Origin of the sequence: Crocosphaera sp. Alani8 (assembly GCF_038442745.1) — a bacterium.
Lineage (GTDB): Bacteria > Cyanobacteriota > Cyanobacteriia > Cyanobacteriales > Microcystaceae > Crocosphaera.
Window position 1 is genome coordinate 1 of record NZ_JARVCN010000463.1, and the last position, 2,135, is coordinate 2,135.

The window sequence follows — 2,135 nt, forward strand, 5'->3', positions numbered from 1 at the left end:
AACGGCTACCGTAACACTACATAAATATTTCAACTAAAACCGTTAGAACCAGGAATGTAAATCACTATCAAAACTAGATTTATTTGATTATAATATCCCCAAGAAATTAGATAGGGGGTTATGATAGAGATGCTGTTCCTAGTAAATGTAAATATAGTAATTTTAGATATTAAGAGAATGTGATTGAAATTAATCGACTATTAACCAATATCTGTTCCAAAAATTTGGCTGAATCAAAGTCATTTTATACGTCTTTGTTTGACTTCAGAATTGACTATGACAGTGATTGGTTTGTTCATCTGGTATCAGAAGGGAGGGAGCTTGAGCTTGGTCTCATTTGTGAATCTCATGAAGTAGTTCCTGGTGAAGTCAAAGGAAAACCATCTGGAGTTTATCTAACGTTTGTGGTAAAAGATGTGGATGAATTGTCTAAAAAGACTGTGGAGTTAGGCTATCAGATAATACAGTCTCCTGAAATCACTTTTTATGGACAAAAACGGATGTTAATTGTAGCTCTAGAGGGAACAGTTTGTGATGTTTCATCTCCTAGTTGACCATAACCGTTTCCGTTGCCAAAAGTTTGACTTATGAGCTTATGGTTTAATTCTACAATAAAACTAAATGGAAATGAGTATGGGGAAGGAGGGCGATCTCCGTTGTCATTAATGCAGGTAGTGGTTGAGAGTGATCGGCACGGGCAAAGAAAGGCGATCGCTGTTTTTTGTCTAGCACATATTTATACGAGCTTAATACTTCAACAGAAAGCGTGAGAACTAGGCCCGTAGGATAACTCCTCTTAATCTTCACAAAACAGTCACTTCGTTTATTATGGAGGTAAGTCAGGAGTAGTCCTAATCTGTTTAAATGCCTAAGTCTCTAACCACTTCAGAAAATAATATTCTGTGTCCCGAAGATTTTGATCCACCACTGAAGCGTAAAGAACCAACTATCCCTGGATATTGGACACTTGAGGAAATCTCTGGTGAGATAGGAATGACTTCGCGTAAGATTCAATATGATATCTTGGGACGGCCAGCAGTTGGTTTAGAACCTTCTCTCAAAGGCTATAAGGTGGCTCAAGTTTTTCTAGTTCCCGATGCAGATGCTTTGGAATATATTCAAAAATATCGAAATCGTAAAAAATCTTAATAACCTTTTTTTTGAAAATATGTTCGGTAAGTAGAACAATTAAGATATACTGAATCATAAGACCCAACAAAACCCCGCTTAATCTCTGACCAAAAAGCAGGGTTCGTTGCGTACTGATAACAATACAATGAACTGATATGACTAATCCTACCTTATCTCGGTGGGAACAGACAAGTCTTGCCTACAATTCTGCTGTCTGTAAATCCTCTGCATTCCCTAAGTATCACCGATCCCTAACCCTCTCTGGGCCTCATTTAAACCCCTAGTCAAAGGACGACGGGTTAACTTGGAAAGCATCTCAATTCCATAGACGGATAACTATGCCCATGAGTCGAAGCATAGATTTAGTTGGATATGTAATTCAATCGAAATAGGAAAGACTGGGGATGCTCTATCAATGATGACTGCTTATTAAGCGGACAGCGCAACAACTGGTGAGTGAACATCCACCAGATTCAAACACATAATTGTATCTTTATCTTAGTTGTCCGAACTTAGTTTTACCAAGTAAGCAATCACAACAGTGCATCTCCAGTCGGACAAAAATGACTTCTGGAGACATTTATGAAAGTTATATACAGTCTGCTTTGTGGCGGATTAGGGCATGATGGAAAATTCTTCTTAAGTTCCATCATCAACCCCTCTATATCACAGTTAGGGGGGACGTATGACCTGGCTTAGATATAACCGCCGTACTCCCTGTCCAGTATGCCAAGGAGAAAGGAGTGATTGTCGTCAAAACACAACAACCGGCCTAGTCCACTGTCGAAGCAACGAAGCCAACCCCAAGGACTACTTATACAGGGGTCAAGACACCTGGGGCTTTAACTTGTGGGCATACAAACCTGATGCTGACCAATGGACTGATGAACGTCGCCAGGAATGGTTGGAAGCTCAGCAACGGCAACGAGAATTAGAGCAACAGCAACAACTTAGGTGATTTCCAAGAAAGAGTTTCCCGGTTATTTTCTTGCATCTGTTTGGAG

At 39.8% G+C, this 2,135-nt stretch carries 4 protein-coding genes; 3 read left to right on the forward strand and 1 reads right to left on the reverse strand.

Features of this window, described 5'->3' with window-relative positions:
• Positions 1–179 precede the first annotated feature (179 nt).
• Positions 180–554 carry a VOC family protein gene (locus P9B04_RS22820; RefSeq protein ID WP_342057257.1) on the forward strand — a complete coding sequence of 125 codons (375 nt, stop codon included), beginning with the start codon at positions 180–182 and terminating at the stop codon, positions 552–554.
• Positions 555–606: 52 nt separating this feature from the next.
• On the opposite strand, the gene P9B04_RS22825 is transcribed toward P9B04_RS22820, so the two are convergent.
• Positions 607–732, reverse strand: coding sequence for a hypothetical protein (locus tag P9B04_RS22825; RefSeq protein WP_342057258.1), 126 nt, complete (start codon positions 730–732; stop codon positions 607–609).
• A 132-nt stretch (positions 733–864) separates the two neighbouring features.
• On the opposite strand from P9B04_RS22825, the gene P9B04_RS22830 reads away from it, so the two are divergent.
• Both P9B04_RS22830 and P9B04_RS22835 read left to right on the forward strand, forming a co-directional pair.
• Complete coding sequence (locus tag P9B04_RS22830) at positions 865–1,149, forward strand: DNA-binding protein (RefSeq protein ID WP_342057259.1); 285 nt, start codon at positions 865–867, stop codon at positions 1,147–1,149.
• A 667-nt stretch (positions 1,150–1,816) separates the two neighbouring features.
• Positions 1,817–2,089 carry a hypothetical protein gene (locus P9B04_RS22835; RefSeq protein WP_342057260.1) on the forward strand — a complete coding sequence of 91 codons (273 nt, stop codon included), beginning with the start codon at positions 1,817–1,819 and terminating at the stop codon, positions 2,087–2,089.
• Positions 2,090–2,135: the final 46 nt, after the last annotated feature.